This is a genomic window from Brevibacillus sp. HD3.3A (genome assembly GCF_013284375.2).
In the GTDB taxonomy this organism is placed as follows: domain Bacteria; phylum Bacillota; class Bacilli; order Brevibacillales; family Brevibacillaceae; genus Brevibacillus; species Brevibacillus parabrevis.
Map to the genome: position 1 here is coordinate 2992211 of NZ_CP085874.1, position 23514 is coordinate 3015724.

The following is a 23514-nucleotide window of genomic DNA, read 5'->3' on the forward strand; positions in this document are numbered from 1 at the left end:
TGCACAAGCGCAACCAACAAACCAAACCTAGATAAGGAGTCACGTGAATGAACCAGGCCTTCATCCGTTTATTCAGTATGTTCCAAGCGTTCCTCCTGGTGTCGCTCCTGCTTTTGCAGCTCGTTCCCGCGCATGCGGCGGCGAGTGCGGACAGCAAGACGTACCTGATTGGCTTCAAAAAACAGGAACGCGCCAAGGTCCGAGCGATCCAGCGGTCATCGGTGGAGCCACTCACCGGACAAATCGTGGTCGCCGAACTGACCGAAAGCGAGAAACAGGCGATGCTGGAAGACGAAAATGTCGCCTACATCGAAGAAGACAGCGAAACCGAGCTGGCGGAAGCAAGTCTCTCGCCGAGCCAAAGCCAGCAAGTGCCGTGGGGCGTCGAGCATATCGGTGCCGCCGCTGCGCACAGTCAGCAGTACAAAGGGCAACGCATCAAAATCGGGGTGCTGGATACGGGAATTTCCGCTCATCCAGACTTGGAGATCAAGGGCGGTGTGTCCTACATCGAAGGAGAGGACGATTTTGGCGACCAGCACGGCCACGGTACGGCTGTAGCGGGAGTCATCGCCGCCCGGGATAACGATTTTGGTATCGTCGGCGTCGCGCCGGAAGCGGAATTGTACGCGATTAAAGTGTTGGACAAAAAAGGCCACGGGACCTACTCCAGCATGATCCAGGGGATCGAATGGGCGATTCAAAACCGGATGAACATCCTCTCGATCAGCGCGGGCGGTTATGTGAACAGCCGCGCCTTGCACGACCAGATCAAACGGGCGAACGAGCACGGTATTTTGGTCATTGCGGCGGCGGGCAACCGGGGCTTGGGCGAAGAAACCGAGCTGTTTCCAGCCCAGTATGCGGAAACGATTTCGGTCGGTGCGGTTGACCAGGAAGATCAGCGCGCCGATTTTTCCAGTGTCGGAAAAGAGCTGGACCTCATGGCGCCAGGGGTGGATATCCGGAGTACCGCGCCTGGTGGAGATTTTCAGACGAGATCAGGCACTTCGCTCGCTGCTCCGCACGTAGCGGGGGCGGCGGCCGTGATTTGGTCGGCGAAAGGAAACATTTCTAGCGCTGAGCTGCGCGATCTGTTGACGAAAAGCGCTACGCCGCTGGGCGAGTCCCGTTTTTATGGCAAAGGGCTGGTGCATTTGGAAAAGGCGCTGGGGCAAGGGGAAAGTTCTGCGGAAATCGAAGCGTTTTTGCCTTCTGTTTCAGAACTCAAGCTGGCACAAGGGGAAAGCCAGCCGCTCAAAGTCACAGCCAAGCGCACAGATGGTTCGGAGCAAGACGTGACCAAGCGGGTCAGCTATGCCGTGCAGGATGAGGCCATTGCCAAGGTAAGTGCTGCGGGCGTGGTAAGCGGCGTCGGGCCGGGCGAAACCAAAGTAACCGGAGAGTTGGAAGGACATCACTTCGAGATTTCCGTTACGGTGACCCCGCCGGAACCGCTGCGTCCATTGGCAGGGCTGGATAGTCCGGAAAATGGCGAATGGACGAGCGGCCTGTTGAATGGAAAAGGGTGGTATCTTGACCCTGCGGGAGTGGCGAGCATTCATGTGTTAGTCGATGGAGCCGAAGCAGGAGAAGCGCAGTACGGTCAGCCACGCCCGGATATCGCCGCGAAATATCCGGCGTATGGCAATCCAAACGCAGGGTTTACGTTCCAACTGGACACGCAAACACTAGCGAGCGGAGCGCATACACTGGCCGTTGTGATTGAGAATACGGCTGGCGAGAAAACGACCATCGCGGGCCGAGCTTTTTATGTCGGGGAAACGCCGTTGCCGGAGGGCTTGCAGGCGGATGTCCAGAAGCTGGAGCTGGCTCCGGGCGACAGCCACCCGTTGAAGATATCCGTCATTTTGGAGGATCGCTCGGTCCAAGATGTGACGCAGCAGGCGACCTATACTTCCTCTGACCCGGGAGTCGCTACCGTGAGTGAGACGGGAGTCGTGCAAGCGGTTGGAGTCGGCAGTGCAAACCTTACCGTTACCTACGAAGATAAGACGCTGGTCATCCCGGTACAGGTTCAAGTCAAGGAAGAAACGCCGCTCCCTGCGCGCGGGGAAGTGGAGCGCCCGGCAAACAACGCCACCGTAGCGGGTCAAGTGCTGGTGGAAGGCTGGTATCTGGACCCGGCAGGCGTGGCGAAGATCGAAGTGCAACTGGATGGGACACGACTGGGGGATGCGCAGTACGGGCTTGCCCGTCGCGACATCGAAACAGCTTACCCGGACTACCGCAATCCGGCGGCAGGTTTTCAGTTCCTTTTCCAGACAAGCGCTGGGCAAGAAGGAGCGCATGTATTGAAAGTAACGGCTGTCAGCAACGACGGCACGGAACATGTGCTGGCGGAGCGAGCTATCCTAGTTGAACAAGAACAGCCAACGACAAGCATCTCGGCTGCGCCTGAAAAAGTAGAGGTGGCTCGCGGGAAAACGCAGCAAATCCATGTTGTGGCTGTTTTAGCAGACCAAACAACCAAAGAGGTCTCAGCAGGAGCGACCTATACCGCAGAACATCCGCATGTGGCCAGTATTTCGCCAAGCGGAATGGTCACGGGATTAGAAGCCGGACAAACGACCATCACCGTCCACTACCAGGAACATGTGCTGACCGTTCCCGTAACGGTGCGGGAAGCGGCAGGCTTGATCCAAGGCGGCATCGATACCCCACCGGACAACGCGACCATTAGCGGCGTGTACCCGATTACGGGCTGGTATTTCCACTCGGGCGGAGTCGCCAAGGTGGAAGTGCTGGTAGACGGTGCCCTCCAAGGAGAAGCCGCCTATGGCATACCACGTCCAGAAGTAGAGATCACGGATGTCTCCTCGCCGAATCACGATATCGGCTATCAATTCGATCTCGATACGGGCAAGCTCCAGGAAGGAACGCATACGCTTTCCGTACGCGGAACGGGTCAAGACGGGACGCAGACGATGCTTGGAGAAAGAAAGATCCACGTCGTTCCGCTTTTGCCAGCGAAAAGCTTGCGGGCAGACCGCACTGAACTGAGCCTCGCAGAGGGAAAAACGCATCTACTCGTGATCAAGGCGATCTTGGAAGATCAGAGTGAGCATGACGTCACCAAGTTAGCTCGCTATATAGTGGATAATGCGTTAGTAGCGAAAGTAAACACAGATGGCCTCGTCACCGCCATTACACCTGGCACGGCAAACTTGACCATTACCTACGGACAGCAGAGCCTCCTTATCCCCATCACCGTTACGGAAGCCGGACCACTGTCCGCAATGGGCGAAATCGAGACGCCCGTCCAGGGAGCTGTCATCGAGGGCACAAGCACGATCGCCGGATGGTTTTTAGCAGCGACTCCTATTACGCGTTACGACGTTCTCGTAGACGGAACGAAGAAAGGCGAAGCAAAAGCAGGCATCGCCCGCCCGGATATCGCCTTGCTGCACCCGGATTATGCAAACAGCCACGCCGGTTTCAGCCTGACGCTGGAGGGATCCGACCTGTCAGCCGGGGAGCATACCGTTACCGTGGTGGCCATTGACCCGGAAGGCAAGTCGCATCCGTTGCCAGAAAAACGCTTCGTCATCGGGAAACAACCCCCGATCCTTCGTTTGCAGCCACAAGAGCCAACCGTCACCTTGCCGAAAGATTCCAGCAAAAAGCTGACCATCTCCGCGCTACTGACGGAGCAAACGACCAAAGAGATCACAGGAGAAGCACAGTACACGGCAGAAAAGGCTGAGATCATCCACATCAGCCCTCTCGGTGTGGTAACGGGGCTGCAAGTCGGCCAGACCAACGTAGTCGCAAGCTACGGCGGGCAATCCGTTACCATCCCGATCACCGTGACAGAGACAGAAGCCGGGTCCACGCAGCCAAAAGGGCAATTAGAGCTGCCATTTGACCGCGCTGTCATCGGTGGCGTGACCACCGTCCAAGGCTGGCTGCTCGACCCGTCTGGCATCGCCAAAGTCGAGGTACTCGTGGATGGACAAGCTGTGGGCACCGCCGAATACGGCGAACCTCGCCCGGATATTGCGGCGCTGTATCCGCATTACCGCCAGGCAAACGCCGGGTTCCGCTACCAATGGGACACGCTTCCGTTCGCCGAAGGCACGCACAAGCTGACCATCCGCGCCACGAATCAGACGGGACAGGAAAGCCTTGTGCTGGAAAGAGACGTGGTCATTGGTCCCGTTGCCAAACTGACCGCCAATCTCACCTCGATCGCGCTGGAAAAAGACAAGACCGTGACCTTCCAACTGACCGCCACCCATCGTGACAACAGCACAAAAGACGTCACCGCCGAAGCGACGTACGCGTTTGAGAACCCGGCCCTCACCAAAATCGAGGCGTCGACAGGCTTGATCACGGGCCTGATGCCAGGAAACACGCATCTGCGCGTATCGTATGCCGGAATCGTGCAGACGTATCCGGTGCAGGTCCAAGGAGACGGACCGAGCCACGGTGGAGAAATCGACACGCCGTCAGACAACGAAGTCATCAGCGGAAACTACCTCGTCACGGGTTGGTTCCTCCCTGAGGGCGAGTTGGACAAAATCGAGGTGCTGCTGGACGAAACCGTTTTGGGCGAGGCGCTGTACGGCACCGAGCGCCCCGATGTGCTGCGCACGTACCCGGGCAGCCAAGGCGCGAAGCCAGGCTTTTCCTACGGGCTGCGTGCAGAGGAGCAACCAAAGGGAACGCACAAGCTGACCGTACGGATTACCGAAAAAGACGGAAAACAGACCAACTTGGAGAGAATGGTAACGATTGTCGAGGCGATCACCGAAGAAAATCGCTACTGGCTGCAATTTTCCAAGGAACAGGGCAAACACAACTGGTCCTATTTGGAGGCCAAGGAAGAGCGCTACACCGAACTGGTGTGGAACCAGGAAAGCGAGCAATGGAAAAGCCCGCAAGGCGAGACGATCATCGGGAATACGTGGATGAAAATCGGCGGCTCCGATCCGGTCATTCGCTGGGAAGCGCCGCGTTCCGGGAAGATTCACGTCGGCGGCTGGGCTTCCATGCTCGAAGGAAACGAAGGAGACGGCGTTAACCTCCGCCTTTTGAAAAACGATACCCAAATCTGGCCGTCTGCGGGCTGGCAGTCCATTGCGTTCAACGATCAGGTTGGGGTGGAGCTAGCGCAAGAGCTGGAAGTCGAGGCGGGAGACAAGCTGTATTTCCAGGCGCAGGCAAAAGAAACCGAGGTGGGGGATTCATTCAAATGGACCCCGGAGATTGACTATCTCTCCACGAACATCCCGGATAACGCCGCGCCGCGTGTGTACGTCACCACCCCCGTTACGGGAAAAGTCATCGATCAGGTGAACGGACAGGATGTGATTCCCCTTTCCGGTTGGGTCATGGACCCGAATCTGGGGGATCGCGTCAGCCTCTGGTATCAAATCGACGAAGGGGAAGTGCACCAGATCGCTTCGTTCCTGGCGTCAGAAAACGCCTCCGCCTTTTTGTACCATGCTCCGGTGCAAGACCTGCAGCCAGACGACGTATACTCCCTGAAAGTCTGGGCCACCGATCAGAAGCAGGGCCTGTCTCCTGTACAGCAGGTGGACTTCACCCTGGATATGCGCGCACAGGCCAAGGAAAAAGACCCGGTCTATATCGAGGCAACCTGGAAGAGCCCCGCGAACAACGCCGAGTTTCATTTGGGAGATCGCATCGTATTCACCTGGGATTACTCGCCAGACTATCCATTCAGTGTGTATGGGGACAAAATAACGAGTCAGGAATTGACGATTTATATTACGCAATCGGGACAACTCACGCCGACGATCAAGGAGAAGCTGTCTACCAAAACCCGTTCGTATGAGATGGACACATCCATGATTACCAAAAACGCTACGGTGGAAGCGCGGCTGCGTACCGTTTTGAACATTAGCGGTGTGCCGTCGTACGTGGAAGGCTCCACGATCAAACGGAATTTCAAGATTTTGTACGGCAATACGGCGCCCATCATGGAGAGCACGGAATTTGATGTCATTTACTCAGGAAACACCGGACTTATCACCTACTCGATTGTGGAAAAGGATGCTACAGACAAGCTGGTGGCACGGAAACTTCGGGTCGGCTGGACGCCGGGTGGGAATGAGGTGGGAGAGACAATGGAGAACCTCCCCGAGGATAATCAGGCCAAGCGAACCTCGAGTCGCTACCAATTTCCCATCACCAAAGACATGCTGTTTCGGACCATCTATTGGACCGCGCAGGCCCAAGATAACCGCGGAGCCTGGTCGGAGCCGCAAGTCTACTCGGCTCGTCTGGTGGATCACCTCCCTTATCTGGCGGTCTACACCCCTACAGAGAAGCGCATTATCGACTTGAAGGAGACGTTTACCCTGGACGGCACGTACAGCCGCTTGCAGGCAGGAGACACGCTCACAGGAACGATTTACCCGGCGACGTATGCCAGGAAAACGACGACCACGACTGGCTCAGCTGGTTATTGGAGTATGAGCTGGCTGGGCCAGGAGCTGGGTGAAGGTACGTATACGAATACGGATGTACGCAGCGCAAGCGGTCGAGCCGCTTCTTACAGCGGAGTCCTGGTCGTCGAACGGAAACCGGGAGCGCCGGTCATTGTCAAGACCGAGCCGACCAAGAACGCCATCACGGTGTACTGGAACCCAAGTCCTGGCGCCAGCACCTACCAGATCCGCCTGGATAACCATCCTCTGGCGCGAGATGTAGGGAACGTCACTAGCTACACGTTCTCCGGCCTCCAGCCAGGCCGCGCCTATACGATCATGCTGTGGGCCTACAGCCCATCCGGAATCAGCAGCTACCCGGCTTCGATCTCCGTCGAGACGCTGCCTGCGGAGGAAAACTTCACGTTGTTGCAGGAAAACAGCCCGATTCGCATGTACTACCCGGCGGATCAAGCGAAATATTTCAAGCTCACCGCCAAGACGAGCGGCACGTACCAGTTTACGTTGACCAACGATTCCAGTTCCCTCGCCGCAGGGAAAATCGCGGTGTTCCGCAGTGCGTCTCTGCAAACGCCGGACCAAATCGCTTCCGGTGAAAACGGGAGTGTCAGCGCGGCACTGGTCGCAGGCAAAACGTACTATCTGTCCGTCCAGTCCCGCAGCTCCTTGTACGCGACGCTCCTGGCCAAGGCGAGCGGAGAAGCGATTGTGTTCAACCAGGCCAAGGAACTCACGATTCCAGCCGGGCAATCGGTCGAGCTGTCCATGAATGCGCTGATCCCTGGAACCTACCGCACCGTGGTCCAACTGAAAAATCCAAGCAGCAAATACCCGACGGTCGCTATGCTGTCCAACGGCACGCTCGTCAGTCCGAAGCAAAAGCCAAGCGAGGCCGAGGCCGTGTACGAGTTGGCATCCGGCAGCTACACCGTCCGGCTGACCAACAACGACACCACTGCGCTTAGCCTGTCGTTTACCGTCTTTGCCCCACTGGCAGGAGGCACGCTGTATGAATACGTCTACGATGCCAACAACCGGATCACGGCGATCAAGGAAAACGGCGCCAACAGCGTCACCTTCACCCACGATGAGAACGGAAACTTGCTCAAAAGCGTCAAGCAAGCCGTCTCGCCTCAGCCAAAGGCAACCGCATTAAAGCTCGATTCGGACAAAGTGGATGTGTCCTCCGGCGGCTCGGCGTCCATCCAGGTAACCGCGACGCTGGAAAATGGCAGTCAGGTGGATGTCACCTCGCAAGTGACGGTTATCGTGGAAAATCCATCCGTAGCCTACATCAGTAACGGGCGTGTCTACGCCGTCAACGGCGGAACCACCCAGGCACGGCTGTACTATGGCGGACAAACGAAGACACTCACGATTACCGTAAGCGCTCCGGCGATCTCTTTGTCGTCCATCAGCCTGAGCCCGGCGCAAACGACCCTGGCAGAAGGACAAATCCAGCGCGTGTACGCCACCGCCTACTACACCGATGGCAGCAGCAAAGACATCAACAGCGTCGCCAGCTTTTCTTCCTCCAGCCCATCCGTGGCGCAGGTGAGCAGCCAGGGCGTCGTGACCGGGATCGCCCCAGGAACCGCGACGATTACGGCTTCCTATAACGGCAAAAGCGCTTCTGCTCAAGTAACGGTGCAGGGAGCTTACTTGCTGGGGCTGAAATCCAGTCCCGCGCAGCTTTCGCTGGCAGCCGGAAACAAGGGACAACTGAGCATCTACGCGCAGTATTCCAACGGAGTCGAGGAAAACGTTTCGGCCAAAGCCCAATACACCAGCGGCAACCCTGCGATTGCCTCGGTCGATGGCATGGGAGGCGTGCTGGCAACTACGACCGGAACGACAACCATCCAGGTCACCTACGGAGCGAAAAGCTTGTCCGTTCCCGTCACGGTGACAGGAACGGTCGTCACCTTGCAGACCATCTCGGTTCGTCCAGAGTCCGTCAGCATGAAAAAGGGTGCAACCCAGCAACTGGAAGTCAAAGCAACGTATAGCGATAACAAGGTGACCGATGTGACCAGCCAAGCTTCGTACCAAATCGCTCAGCCCGCGATTGCCACAGTTTCAGCGACTGGGTTGATCACAGGAACAGCAGTTGGCTCTACGACGATGACCGTATCTTTTGGCGGTAAAACCGTCTCTGTGCCTGTACAGGTCACAGAAGCTCAGGAGCCTGTGCAGAGTCTGACCGTAACGCCTGTCAAACTGGAGCTTTTGATAGGAAAAGCACAGACCCTGCAAGTAACGGCAACCTACCAAGACGGCACGGAAGAAAATGTTTCCCAAAAGGCCACGTACACCAGCAGCAACGCCACGATTGCTTCCGTAAGTAGCAGCGGTGTAGTTACAGCACTGGCGGAAGGCACGGCGCAAATTACGGTCCAATATGGCGGAAAGAGCATCTCGGTTCCGGTCACGGGAAGTGTCGTCAGCTTGCAGACGCTCGCCGTTCGTCCAGAGTCCGTCAGCATGAAAAAGGGTACAACCCAGCAACTGGAAGTCAAAGCAACGTATAGCGATAACAAGGTGACCGATGTGACCAGCCAAGCCACCTACCAAATCGCCCAACCCGCGATTGCCACGGTTTCAGCGACTGGATTGATTACAGGAACAGCAGTAGGTTCCACGACAGTTACCGTTACATTTGGCGGCAAAACCGTCTCTGTGCCCGTTCAAATCACCGAAGCCCGGGAGCCCGTCCAGAGCCTGACCGTAACCCCTGCCCAACTGGATCTTTTGGTAGGCAAAACGCAAACCTTGCAAGTAACGGCCACCTACCAAGACGGCAAAACGGAAGACGTATCCAAGCAAGTTACGTACTTGGCGCAAGATTCATCCATCGCAACCGTCCAGCCTGACGGACTCGTCACCGCTGTCCAGGCCGGAAGTACGAGCCTCACTGTGACCTATGAAGGCGTGAGCGTCAACGTACCCGTTGTCGTCACGGCGGAGAACGGGGTAGTGGACATCAAGATCGTTTCGGAAGCCATTACCTTGCTGGAACATGCGACGAAGCAGCTCGCAGTCAAGGCTGTACACGCAGATGGAACAGAGTCCGACATTACCGACAAGGCTCAGTACACTGTCGATGACCCGTCCATCGCATCCGTAAGTACGGGCGGTTTGCTGACAGCTAAAAAAGCAGGAACGGCGACACTTACCGCAGCATTTTCCGGCAAGCAGCGGAGCGTGGCGGTGAAAGTAATCGAAGGAACGGAACCAGGTAGCAAGGTACGGAGGTTGTCAACGGGTAGTGATCACGTCCTGATAGTCAAGGAAGACGGAATCGTGTGGGCATGGGGTCGAAACGACAAAGGACAACTGGGAGACGGCACGACACAAAATCAGACGACACCAGTAGCAAGTGTACGAGTGATCACGCCCAACCAGTTGGTAGCAGTCCCAAGTTCCATCCAATTGCTTCCAGCGCAAAGCAAGCCGTTGAAAGTAACGGCAACCTATGCAAGCGGCGATTCACAAGATGTAACAACGCAAGCAACGTATGAAAGCAGCTATCCCGAAATCGCTGCCGTAGATGCGACAGGTGTAGTTACAGCCGGAGGCACAGTAGGGACAGCAACGATTATGGTTCGCTATTACAATCAGACAATAAGCGTCCCGGTACAGGTCAAAGAAATAGCTCCTCAAGCCAAACGCTTGTCAACAGGTAGCTATCATGCCCTGATGATCAAGGAAGATGGAACAGCCTGGGCATGGGGTCGAAACGACAAAGGACAACTGGGAGACGGCACGACACAAAACCGGACAACGCCAGTAGCAAGTGTACGAGTGATTACGCCCAACCAGTTGATAGCAGTCCCAAGCTCTATCCAGTTGCTTCCAGAACAAAACAAGCCGTTGAAAGTAACGGCAACCTATGCAAGCGGCGATTCACAAGATGTAACAACGCAAGCAACGTATGAAAGCAGCTATCCCGAAATCGCTGCCGTAGATGCGACAGGTGTAGTTACAGCCGGAGGCACAGTAGGGACAGCAACGATTATGGTTCGCTATTACAATCAGACAATAAGCGTCCCGGTACAGGTCAAAGAAATAGCTCCTCAAGCCAAACGCTTGTCAACAGGTAGCTATCATGCCCTGATGATCAAGGAAGATGGAACAGCCTGGGCATGGGGTCGAAACGACAAAGGACAACTGGGAGACGGCACGACACAAAACCGGACAACGCCAGTAGCAAGTGTACGAGTGATTACGCCCAACCAGTTGATAGCAGTCCCAAGCTCTATCCAGTTGCTTCCAGAACAAAACAAGCCGTTGAAAGTAACGGCAACCTATGCAAGCGGCGATTCACAAGATGTAACAACGCAAGCAACGTATGAAAGCAGCTATCCCGAAATCGCTGCCGTAGATGCGACAGGTGTAGTTACAGCCGGAGGCACAGTAGGGACAGCAACGATTATGGTTCGCTATTACAACCAGACAATAAGCGTCCCAGTACAGGTCAAAGAAATAGCCCCTCAAGCCAAACGCCTGTCAACAGGTAGCTATCACGCCCTGATGATCAAGGAAGATGGAACAGCCTGGGCATGGGGGCGAAACGACAAAGGACAACTGGGAGACGGCACGACACAAAACCGGACAACGCCAGTAGCAAGTGTACGAGTGATCACGCCCAACCAGTTGATAGCAGTCCCAAGCTCCATCCAGTTGCTTCCAGCACAAAGCAAGCCGTTGAAAGTAACGGCAACCTATGCAAGCGGCGACTCGCAAGATGTAACGACGCAAGCAACGTATGAAAGTAGCCATCCCGAAATCGCTGCCGTAAATGCGACAGGTGTAATTACAGCCGGAGGAACAGCAGGGACAGCAACGATTACAGTTCGTTATTACAACAAGACACTCACGGTTTCAGTACAGGTCAAAGAAATAGCTCCTCAAGCCAAACGCCTGTCAACAGGTAGCTATCACGCCCTGATGATCAAGGAAGATGGAACAGCCTGGGCATGGGGTCGAAACGACAAAGGACAACTGGGAGACGGCACGACACAAAACCGGACAACGCCAGTAGCAAGTGTACGAGTGATTACGCCCAACCAGTTGATAGCAGTCCCAAGCTCTATCCAGTTGCTTCCAGAACAAAACAAGCCGTTGAAAGTAACGGCAACCTATGCAAGCGGCGACTCGCAAGATGTAACGACGCAAGCAACGTATGAAAGTAGCCATCCCGAAATCGCTGCCGTAAATGCGACAGGTGTAATTACAGCCGGAGGAACAGCAGGGACAGCGACGATTACGGTTCGTTATTACAACCAAATGCTCACAATTCCTGTACAGGTCAAAGAAATAGCCCCTCAAGCCAAACGCCTGTCAACAGGTAGCTATCATGCCCTGATGATCAAGGAAGATGGAACAGCCTGGGCATGGGGCCGAAATGACAAAGGACAGCTGGGAGACAGCACAACTATAAACAGGTTAGTTCCTGTTCAAACGAATGGACAATAGCATGGAGGTAAACAAAATGAAAAAAAGAAGCACGATTGTCAAAAGAGTAACCAATCTGTTTTTAGCATCGATGACCATTCTTGCCCTCGCACAAAATCCTGCACATGCAGCAGATAGTATGGTGAGCAGTGCTGCGGGGAATAAGCACTCTCTTGCTTTGAAGGAAGATGGAACAGTTTGGGCGTGGGGGGACAATACTAGTGGTCAGCTAGGAGATGGCACTACGGTTCGAAAGAATGTGCCGGTTCTGGTAAAAGGATTGATAAACGTTACGCGCATTTCAGCAGGAAGTGAGTATAGCATGGCTTTAAAATCTGATGGAACAGTCTGGAGCTGGGGGAATAATAGCTCAGGCCAGCTGGGGGACGGGACAACAAACAGCAGTATTACTCCAGTTCAAGCAGTTGGTCTCACCGACATAGTCGAGATAGCTGCCGGATCTTCTCATGGATTAGCCCTGAAAAAAGATGGGACAGTTTGGATGTGGGGATCATTTTTAGACAGCAACTATCAGCAGCCTATTAAAGTAGCAGATATCGACGATGTAAAGGATATTGCTGCGGGGCAAGGAGTTAATCTTGCTGTCAAAAAAGACGGAACTGTCTGGGCATGGGGGGCAAATAAATTTGGTCAACTAGGTTTAAACCACACCAATAACGTACCATCTCCAACAAAAATAGTCTCTCTTTCCAATATTGTGTCGGTGGCGGCAGGAAGTGTATGCGGCTATGCCCTTGATATAGATGGAAATGTTTACGCTTGGGGAGACAATTATTTTGGCCAATTAGGTGATGGTACGAATAAAAACAGATACGCACCAGTGCAAGTAATCGATTTAACTGACGTTGAAGAAATTGCTAGCGGGGCTAATGCGGATCGTGGCTTAGCCAGAAAAAAAGATGGAACCATTTATGCTTGGGGATCTGGTGACTATGGCTCACTCGGCAACGGCACAACTACTCATAGCAACAAACCCATCCAAATCACACTCCCCTAACCAACACCAATCCCCCCTTCTCACCAAGGGGGGACTACTACCCATGATGGAGGCCCTATGAAACACCTTTCCATAAAAGCACTCATCTACCTTCTCTGCCTGGCCCTATGCATCACCCTGCTGCCACCAGGAGCAGCCCTGGCCAACGAACCGTCCCAAGAGCCGCTCCCACAGGAATCGCAGGACACTACCAACACCGCATCCACACCGGAAGCTGTGGCCAACGAACTCCAGCAGTCCATCGCGGACGAGCAGCTTGTTCCGATCGAACAACAACCCGCGAAAAGCGATCCGACCACCTTTACCGAAGCGGATATCGCCAAGCTGCCCTGGACACAACTGGATGCTTCCACCGCCAGCGAAATCCACCGCACGTTTGACCGGGAGCTATTGACATTCGCGGCCTATTTTTACTCGGATCTGGAACAGCTCCTCACCGAAGAAGAGCGCGCGCAAGCCAAAGCCTTCACCGACACGGACCTTCTTTCCCGTTATCAATCGGTGACGCCGGACCAACAGCAGTTGCTCCAGAAGCTCACACCGCTTATCCCGGCGAAAATGGCGGAAATCCGCAAGCTCGCGGAAATGATGGACATCCAGGCAGCGACGCCGCTTCCGCCTACGCAGTACACGGAAAAAGAGCAGGAGTTTCACTTCGCCCGCTCCAAGACCGAATCGTCGGTAGACGACGTGTACCGGGCGGCCAATCTGGTCGAGCAAGATGTGTACCTGCAAGGCAAACATGGCCTGGACGTGGTCCTGCAACGCCGCTACCATTCTCTGGGCAGCAAAATCAGCGTGCCCGGCTGGAACGAAACCGAGACAGGCAACGAAGCCCATTCCTCTCCGGAACGATTTGCGACCGGCTGGGACTTCAACGTGCCGAAATTGGAGATCGTCTCCCGCGAGCACTCCGCCTCCGTGAGCGACGATTCCCGCAACCCGGGGCAAGAAATCTACACGACCCGGGTCTATGATCTGCCGGCGGGCAACCGTTATTTTATTACGCTCGAAGACGGAACGTCGCTCGAATACCACTACAACCAGTTTGTCAATTACCCGTACAAAGATGCCAGCTTCTCCGTGGAGCGACTGAACAGCAACTACACCTTGTCCTTCCGCAACTGGATTTACGAGTTTGATTTGCTGAGAGGGACGATCGTCAAATCGAACATCTACGGCGATAAAATCACGTACACGGTCAGTAGTGACGGCGAACTCATCTCCATCGAGGACAGCGTCGGGCGATATGTGGTCCTGAAAAGAAGGGGCGTCAACGACCGGACCCAAGACCTGATCGTCTACAAGGACAAATCGGAGACGACGGTGCTCAAGCACATCCGCTACCATTTGGAACAAAAATCGGGCTTGGCCATCTACACCCAGCTCACTCGTGTGGAGGTGCTCCCGCCAGGCGGCAAAGGAAACGGCGCCTACACCACCGCCCGCTACTCGTACCATAACCCGCGCACCAAAGGAATGGCCTATTTCAACTTGAACAAAAAGTACACGTTAGACAAGGTCGCGACGGATCAAGCGCTCCAAGAGTCGCCCAAATATTGGGCCGAAGACAAAAAGACGCGGAAGGAACTCGACTATTTGCTCATGCAGGAGGCCAGCTACCCGCTACAAGGGCTGTCGATCCAGTATGAGTACCGACCGTACCAGTTAGACCAGACGTCGATCAAAGACGGACTGGTGCGCATGTTCCAAGACCGTTACGCCCTCAGCTACGTCTCCTATCACCCGGTGAACAAGGTCACGTACAGCTACGCCCTGCAAACGCCAAAAGGCACGAACACGTACCGTTTGGAAAAAAGCTATGCCGACAACGACACCTTTTACGAAATATGGAAAATGCCGAAAGAGCAGCTGCCCCGGCTGAAAAACATGGCCGATCGGCATGGCGATACGTTCCAGGTCACGGAAACGGAGCCGTCCCGCTACACCCGTTCGCTGTTTTACCGCATCAACGCAGACGGAACGCCGCTGCTGCGAAGCGCGAAGACGACCGGAATCAGCCAGGGAGGAACGTCGATTGCCGGGGCGAAATATGCCGTATCGTACAACCCGACAACGTATACCACCTATGCCTATTCCGGCCGCCAAACGAAGCCGACCTACCAGTACGTATTTCTGGAACCCGTCTCCGTGTCCGACCCGGATGTGTTTTCGTCCTATTTAAAAGAGCCCGTTCTGTCCAAGCGTGCCGCGTACGCCGCCAAACTCAACAACTACGCGCAAGAGACGTACTACGAATACAACGAGTACGGGCATCTGGTCAAACAACTCGCGCCAGACGGCATCTTGACGACATGGACGTACGATCTGGAAAGCCAAGGGAGATTCCGCACCTTTTCCTTGCTGAAGGCGACGCGGACGCAAGCCACCGCCGCTTCCGGCGATCCGTATTACTCCAATCTGTCCTACGAGTACAACGATCAGTATTTGCTGCGAAAAGAAACCGAGATCCACTCGTATCCAGCGAATCTGGCGGGGTACAAAAGCCAGACGACAGAGCGCACCTACGAATACACGAACAAACAGCTGTACTCGGTCACGGAAAACTTCGGCGGCAAGACGAGAACGCAAACGTTTCCCGCCTACGACGCCTACGGCTTGCAGCCAACGCAAATCACGGTGGCTGGAGTGGAGCTGGAAAGCGGCAAAACCGACGTCCTGACCTTCTCGTTGGACATCGATGAACAAAGCCAGGTCAAAAGCCAAACGTACCCGGACGGGGGCAAAGTCACCTACGACTACGACACGCTGGGCCGCCTCCTTTCCGAGAGCTATCGGAACCAGGGATCGACGCGCACGATTTCGTACACGTACCGCGATGGCGATGCCACGGGCACCAAGACAGCAGGGCCAGGGGTGGTCGAACGAACCTTGCCAGACTCGTCGCGGGTTATTACGTACTACACTCCGTATGGCGATATCGCCTATCAGGAGCAAAAGGGGAAAAACGGCGGCACGCGCCCGCTCGTGGAAAACGAGTTTACGCCAGACGGTTTGCAGGTCAGCCGCACGATTCCCTACGGAAACCAGGCCAAGAGCACCTCTTATGCTTACGATTGGGACGGCTTTGTCTACCAAACGACGAACGCTCTCGGAACGACCCGCTCCCATCGCAACAACGCCTACCGCGACGGCAGCAGCTACTTGCCGCGCCTGACCGAACAAACGGTGGCACCAAACGGCTACATCGTCACCACCTACCGCGACCTGTACGGCCGGGTAGAGAGCACCGAGGAAACCGCGCAACAAGACGGAAAGCGCCGTGTCACAAATGTCCAGACAGACCGTTTCGGAAAAGTCACGGACAAAGAAGTAACCGACGGCAGCACCTCCCAACGCTGGACCTTGCGCTACGATGCCAACGGCCAGCTCGTTTACCTGCGCGACCCGGAGAACAACGTCAACGAATACGGCTACGACGGACTCGGCAACCTTGTCACCGTCGTCGAAAATGGCACGACCTCCGCCGTGTACACGTATAACACGCTGTCTTGGAAACTATCGGAAAAGAACCCGGAAACCAAAGCCGAGCAGTACACCTACGACAAAAACGGCTCGGTCAAAACCTTCCAGGACAAAAACGGCGTCCTGTTCAATTACCAATACTCGCCGTTTTACGAAATGACGAAAGTATCTGCTGGCAATGGCTTCTACGAAGAACGCACCTACGATCCGCTCGCTGGCTCGCTTTTGACGGAAACCAACAACTACGGCCAAACCGTCCGCTACAGCTACGACGAGTTCCGCCGCCTGAACAACCAAACGATGATGGGAAAAGACTACCAGCTCGTACACACCGATCAGGACGATGCCATCGACGCGCTGATTTACCCGTCTCGCAGCGCGGTATCCGGCTCGGCCCCTTCCATGCGGGTCGATTACAGCTACGACAGCGCCGACCGCCTGAGCAGCGTGACCATCCCAAGCGTCGGCACCACGACCTACACGTACGACATCAAGAGCAGCGGCGAAACCAACACCGTTTCGTACCCCGGCCAACCGAACGCGATGCAGAAAACGATGAGCTCGTTTGCGGAGATTACCGGGATCAATCACGCCGATGGCTGGAGCGAGACGAACGGCTACGATCTGTTTGGCAACATCACGAGTCAAAAGCGCGGAGGAGCCACCTACGGCACATTCGCTTACGACAAGCTGTCCCGGATCAAGGAAGAGACCATCCAGGGCAACACCCGCCAGTACGCCTACGACCGCCGCGGCAACCGCCAAGCCTACGCCAACGCACCAGCAGACTCGACGCGCTCGTACGAACTGAAACACGACCTGTTCAACCGCCTGACCGAATACAAGGACGACAAAGGAACCACGACCTACACGTACTACCCGGGCGGCCTGCGTGCCACCAAACAGCAAACCGGAACCGTAACCGACACCACCCACTACGTGTACCTGAACGGACAAGTGATTGAGGAATTGACCCAAGATGGCCGGGTCAAAGCCCGCAACGTCTTCGGTAACCAACTGATCTGGCGCAAGGACTTCACGACGAACCAGGAAGGCACTTACTACTACAATAGCCACGGCGATGTCGTGAAGATCAAGGGGCCAAGCGGCAACGTCCTGAATACGTATGAGTACGACATCTGGGGCAACCTGCTCGCGGACAAAGTCAAGGAAACGATGCCGAATCCGTTTGCGTATGCGGGGGAGATGTACGACAAGGAGAGCGGTTTTTACTACTTGCGGGCGCGGTATTATGATCCGAAGATGGGGAGGTTTGTATCGGAGGATACGGTTAAGGGGCAAGTGGATAATCCACTGAGTTTGAATCGATATACGTATGTGAGTAACAATCCAATAAAGTACATTGATCCGAGTGGACATGCTCAATGTCAAGGGGCGCATAACTGCGGGAGAGATGGCGAATCTCGACTGCATTATATCTACGTGAGTACCCAAGATATGGATTTGACACAAGCTCTAACCATCCTTTCCTCCAGCGGAAAATTTTCTGAGAATGTAGTGCAAGCTGCACAGAGGGCTGTAATTTGGTCCGTTGCAGGGCCTGATGGGGGATCAAAATGGTTTAAAAATGCTAAGAGCGCGGCTCAACTGGCGAGGTATAAAGAGGTATTAAAAACTTGGCAGGATGCCAATCCAATAATTCAAAGTTTAAAAGAAACTGGGAAGCTGCCTTCTAACTACATTACCAAAGATCAAGCAAAGGCATATGGATGGTCAGAAGGTAAAGCGGTGGGAAGTTGGGTTAAGGATATCGTGAATGCTCAGATAGGTGGAGATGTATTTGAAAATAGAGACAAGGTATTACCAATAGCTAACGGAAGGGTTTGGTACGAGGCTGATGTAGGACTTGTAAATACGATGGGAAGGAATAAACAGGCAGGAACGAGACTACTCTATTCAAATGATGGGGAGATGTGGATAACGATCGACCATTATGTTAATTTCTACTATATTGGGAACTATCTTGACACTGGAAATATGACTTAATTAAAAAGGAGTGACTTTTGTGAATACTGCTGAGGGTGCACGTGCTGAAATTGTTATTATAGATGTATCAACAGTCAAAACATCGTTGGAACTACATCAGTTATTAAAAAGACAACTCTCATTCCCGGATTTTTATGGTAATAATTGGGATGCCTTTTGGGATGCAATTACTGGGCTAGTTGAATTACCGAAAAGACTTGTTTTCATAGGATGGGAAGACTTGCTAGTTAGCCTTCCAAGAGATGCAAGAATTTTGAAAGAGTGCCTTGAAGATAAAAATAACAGGTATCCATCTACATTTGTTGATGTGGAGTATCGGAACAGATAATTTTTTGCACTTTCTACCGTGTAACAAGAAAGAAAAGAAGGTTTGAATATATGTAAGAGTGAGTAATTTTTTAACAAAAACTACCCAAGACCTGATCGTCTACAAGGACAAATCGGAGACGACGGTGCTCAAGCACATCCGCTACCATTTGGAACAAAAATCGGGCTTGGCCATCTACACCCAGCTCACTCGTGTGGAGGTGCTCCCGCCAGGCGGCAAAGGAAACGGCGCCTACACCACCGCCCGCTACTCGTACCATAACCCGCGCACCAAAGGAATGGCCTATTTCAACTTGAACAAAAAGTACACGTTAGACAAGGTCGCGACGGATCAAGCGCTCCAAGAGTCGCCCAAATATTGGGCCGAAGACAAAAAGACGCGGAAGGAACTCGACTATTTGCTCATGCAGGAGGCCAGCTACCCGCTACAAGGGCTGTCGATCCAGTATGAGTACCGACCGTACCAGTTAGACCAGACGTCGATCAAAGACGGACTGGTGCGCATGTTCCAAGACCGTTACGCCCTCAGCTACGTCTCCTATCACCCGGTGAACAAGGTCACGTACAGCTACGCCCTGCAAACGCCAAAAGGCACGAACACGTACCGTTTGGAAAAAAGCTATGCCGACAACGACACCTTTTACGAAATATGGAAAATGCCGAAAGAGCAGCTGCCCCGGCTGAAAAACATGGCCGATCGGCATGGCGATACGTTCCAGGTCACGGAAACGGAGCCGTCCCGCTACACCCGTTCGCTGTTTTACCGCATCAACGCAGACGGAACGCCGCTGCTGCGAAGCGCGAAGACGACCGGAATCAGCCAGGGAGGAACGTCGATTGCCGGGGCGAAATATGCCGTATCGTACAACCCGACAACGTATACCACCTATGCCTATTCCGGCCGCCAAACGAAGCCGACCTACCAGTACGTATTTCTGGAACCCGTCTCCGTGTCCGACCCGGATGTGTTTTCGTCCTATTTAAAAGAGCCCGTTCTGTCCAAGCGTGCCGCGTACGCCGCCAAACTCAACAACTACGCGCAAGAGACGTACTACGAATACAACGAGTACGGGCATCTGGTCAAACAACTCGCGCCAGACGGCATCTTGACGACATGGACGTACGATCTGGAAAGCCAAGGGAGATTCCGCACCTTTTCCTTGCTGAAGGCGACGCGGACGCAAGCCACCGCCGCTTCCGGCGATCCGTATTACTCCAATCTGTCCTACGAGTACAACGATCAGTATTTGCTGCGAAAAGAAACCGAGATCCACTCGTATCCAGCGAATCTGGCGGGGTACAAAAGCCAGACGACAGAGCGCACCTACGAATACACGAACAAACAGCTGTACTCGGTCACGGAAAACTTCGGCGGCAAGACGAGAACGCAAACGTTTCCCGCCTACGACGCCTACGGCTTGCAGCCAACGCAAATCACGGTGGCTGGAGTGGAGCTGGAAAGCGGCAAAACCGACGTCCTGACCTTCTCGTTGGACATCGATGAACAAAGCCAGGTCAAAAGCCAAACGTACCCGGACGGGGGCAAAGTCACCTACGACTACGACACGCTGGGCCGCCTCCTTTCCGAGAGCTATCGGAACCAGGGATCGACGCGCACGATTTCGTACACGTACCGCGATGGCGATGCCACGGGCACCAAGACAGCAGGGCCAGGGGTGGTCGAACGAACCTTGCCAGACTCGTCGCGGGTTATTACGTACTACACTCCGTATGGCGATATCGCCTATCAGGAGCAAAAGGGGAAAAACGGCGGCACGCGCCCGCTCGTGGAAAACGAGTTTACGCCAGACGGTTTGCAGGTCAGCCGCACGATTCCCTACGGAAACCAGGCCAAGAGCACCTCTTATGCTTACGATTGGGACGGCTTTGTCTACCAAACGACGAACGCTCTCGGAACGACCCGCTCCCATCGCAACAACGCCTACCGCGACGGCAGCAGCTACTTGCCGCGCCTGACCGAACAAACCGTGGCACCAAACGGCTACATCGTCACCACCTACCGCGACCTGTACGGCCGGGTAGAGAGCACCGAGGAAACGACACAACAAGACGGAAAGCGCCGCATTACGTATATCCAGACAGACCGTTTCGGAAAAGTCACGGACAAAGAAGTGACCGACGGCAGCACCTCCCAACGCTGGACCTTGCGCTACGATGCCAACGGCCAACTCGTTTACCTGCGCGACCCGGAGAACAACGTCAACGAATACGGCTACGACGGACTCGGCAACCTCGTCACCGTCGTCGAAAATGGCACGACCTCCGCCTTGTACACGTATAACGCGCTGTCCTGGAAACTATCCGAAAAGAACCCGGAAACTAAAGCCGAGCAGTACACCTACGACAAAAACGGCTCGGTGAAAACCTTCCAGGACAAAAACGGCGTCCTGTTCAGCTACCAATACTCGCCGTTTTACGAAATGACGAAAGTATCTGCTGGCAATGGCTTCTACGAAGAACGCACCTACGATCCGCTCGCTGGCTCGCTTTTGACGGAAACCAACAACTACGGCCAAACCGTCCGCTACAGCTACGACGAGTTCCGCCGCCTGAACAACCAAACGATGATGGGAAAAGACTACCAGCTCGTACACACCGATCAGGACGATGCCATCGACGCGCTGATTTACCCGTCTCGCAGCGCGGTATCCGGCTCGGCCCCTTCCATGCGGGTCGATTACAGCTACGACAGCGCCGACCGCCTGAGCAGCGTGACCATCCCAAGCGTCGGCACCACGACCTACACGTACGACATCAAGAGCAGCGGCGAAACCAACACCGTTTCGTACCCCGGCCAACCGAACGCGATGCAGAAAACGATGAGCTCGTTTGCGGAGATTACCGGGATCAATCACGCCGATGGCTGGAGCGAGACGAACGGCTACGATCTGTTTGGCAACATCACGAGTCAAAAGCGCGGAGGAGCCACCTACGGCACATTCGCTTACGACAAGCTGTCCCGGATCAAGGAAGAGACCATCCAGGGCAACACCCGCCAGTACGCCTACGACCGCCGCGGCAACCGCCAAGCCTACGCCAACGCACCAGCAGACTCGACGCGCTCGTACGAACTGAAACACGACCTGTTCAACCGCCTGACCGAATACAAGGACGACAAAGGAACCACGACCTACACGTACTACCCGGGCGGCCTGCGTGCCACCAAACAGCAAACCGGAACCGTAACCGACACCACCCACTACGTGTACCTGAACGGACAAGTGATTGAGGAATTGACCCAAGATGGCCGGGTCAAAGCCCGCAACGTCTTCGGTAACCAACTGATCTGGCGCAAGGACTTCACGACGAACCAGGAAGGCACTTACTACTACAATAGCCACGGCGATGTCGTGAAGATCAAGGGGCCAAGCGGCAACGTCCTGAATACGTATGAGTACGACATCTGGGGCAACCTGCTCGCGGACAAGGTCAAGGAAGCGATGCCCAACCCGTTTACGTATGCGGGGGAGATGTACGACAAGGAGAGCGGTTTTTACTACTTGCGGGCGCGGTATTATGATCCGAAGATGGGGAGGTTTATATCGGAGGATACGTATAAGGGGCAAGTGGATAATCCGCTTAGTTTGAATCGGTATACGTATGTGGAGAATAATCCGTTGAGGTATGTTGACCCAACGGGGCACTGGAAACAAGGAGACGAGTTATTACCTTCCAACATTCAAGACCAAATTAGAGTTTTTACTAAGATGTGGGAGAATGGGGACGCTCATACAAAAGTAATTGCTGAAATGTCTGCTGATTATCTCAGAGACCAGTACATGTATAGTGTTGCCAATGAAATTGATAAAGTGGTATATAATATCCAGTTAATGTCATCACTTGACAGTCTGATGACTAATGCTGGAAAAGCACTAAGTAATCAATTGCGTAAGGATATCGCAAAGCAACTCGGAAAATATAAAGATGTTGGTGGGCATCATGTTCATGCGAAGGCTGGATTTAAAGGACATGCAACGTATAGTCCAGAAGAGGGATTTGCTATAAGCCAATCATTTATGAAAGAACGAGGGTGGAGTCATCAAGATATGACTACAGCACAACGTCGTCTCTTCAAGGAACTTAAAGAAAGTGGTAGACCGAACACATTGTTTGAGCACACAAGAATTGCAGTAGAAGCGTTAAAAGCAGGGGGAGCATCCAGAGATGAAGCAAGATATCTTGTTACGCAGTCCTTGCTCAATTTACGAGAACAGCTTGTTCGAAACCCAACAAGAATCCCTTGGTATGACTGACAAAATACAGAAAGGAAAGTTGATATGAGTAAGCGACCCTTGGATTACTTTGGAGAAGTATTGATGCAAAAGGTACGTGATGAAGCAATTGATGACTGGGATAGAATTATTACAGGAGGGATGAAAAGCCCCAGAGCACAAATGGTTTACAATAAAATCATTGAAGAAAACCCAGCTTCAGTTGAGTTGCTTAAATGGATAATTCCTAAAATTGTAGATACAACATTACACCATCTACTTTGCACGCTTGAACAAGAAGAAGGAATAGTTATCAAAGTAATTAGCGATGATGAACAGGTTGAAAGTATTAGAGATGTAAGTGATGGTTTGGCAGGCGAATTGTATACAGAAGACGGTTGGATAACTCGATTCAGTAAGCAACGATACGAGGAATAGAAGTTAACATTTAAGAAATAGTAGACCCTAGGTGATTACAAACATCATCTAGGGTCTTCATATCTTAGTGTCTACTCAGTCCTGAACGATGCTTTATAGTTCTATAGAA

General features: G+C 53.9%; 6 protein-coding genes. All 6 read left to right on the forward strand.

Annotated elements, in window-relative coordinates; translation table 11 throughout:
* The first annotated feature begins 47 nt into the window (after positions 1-47).
* The 6 genes from HP435_RS14470 (at position 48) to HP435_RS14495 (ending at position 23405) form a co-directional block, all read left to right on the forward strand.
* Entirely contained in the window at positions 48-11918 is an 11871-nt protein-coding gene (locus HP435_RS14470; RefSeq protein WP_229049913.1) for an Ig-like domain-containing protein, read from the forward strand.
* A gap of 16 nt (positions 11919-11934) precedes the next feature.
* A complete protein-coding gene (locus tag HP435_RS14475) occupies positions 11935-12915 on the forward strand; it encodes an RCC1 domain-containing protein (RefSeq protein ID WP_122966898.1) in 981 nt (326 codons plus the stop codon).
* 57 nt (positions 12916-12972) lie between these two features.
* Positions 12973-18408, forward strand: a complete 5436-nt coding sequence (locus HP435_RS14480; protein WP_229049914.1) for an RHS repeat-associated core domain-containing protein — start codon at positions 12973-12975, stop codon at positions 18406-18408.
* A gap of 19 nt (positions 18409-18427) precedes the next feature.
* On the forward strand, positions 18428-18736 hold the full coding sequence (locus HP435_RS14485; protein ID WP_229049915.1) for a barstar family protein: 309 nt from the start codon (positions 18428-18430) through the stop codon (positions 18734-18736).
* Positions 18737-18794: 58 nt separating this feature from the next.
* Positions 18795-23009, forward strand: a complete 4215-nt coding sequence (locus HP435_RS14490) for an RHS repeat domain-containing protein (protein ID WP_229049916.1) — start codon at positions 18795-18797, stop codon at positions 23007-23009.
* A gap of 63 nt (positions 23010-23072) precedes the next feature.
* Positions 23073-23405 carry an epimerase gene (locus HP435_RS14495; RefSeq protein ID WP_229049917.1) on the forward strand — a complete coding sequence of 111 codons (333 nt, stop codon included), beginning with the start codon at positions 23073-23075 and terminating at the stop codon, positions 23403-23405.
* The last annotated feature ends 109 nt before the right edge of the window (positions 23406-23514 follow it).